This is a genomic window from Streptomyces sp. ATLC9 (genome assembly GCF_057196705.1).
The window spans coordinates 1-375 of the sequence record NZ_JBXUOY010000620.1 but is presented as its reverse complement, the minus strand read 5'-3'; the positions used below and the strand labels follow the sequence as shown (position 1 = coordinate 375).

Annotated in this window: 1 protein-coding gene; it reads left to right on the top strand. The window is 72.5% G+C overall.

Features of this window, described 5'->3' with window-relative positions:
- Positions 1 to 375 (top strand): RNA-guided endonuclease InsQ/TnpB family protein (locus tag AC2CJA_RS27360; RefSeq protein ID WP_484605296.1); only part of this gene is annotated, 375 nt, incomplete at both ends.

Genomic DNA, 375 nt, shown 5'->3' with positions numbered 1-375 from the left:
GCGTTCCGGTTCCGCGACGGCAGCCTCACCCTGGCGAAGATGGCGGAACCGCTCGACATCGTGTGGTCCCGTCCCCTCCCGGAGGGTGCGTCGCCGTCCACGGTGACCGTCTCCCAGGACGCGGCCGGACGCTGGTTCGTGTCCCTGCTGTGCGAGGACCCGTCCGTCAAGCCGCTTCCCGCCACCAGCGCGGCCGTCGGCATCGATGTCGGGCTCGACCACCTGCTGACCCTCTCGACCGGAGAGAAGATCGCCAACCCCCGCCACGAGCGGCGCGACCGTACCCGCCTCGCCCAGGCCCAGCGGCAGCTGGCCCGCAAGGCCAAGGGCGACGGCACCAACCGGGCCAAGGCACGCCGGAAGGCTGCCGAGGTC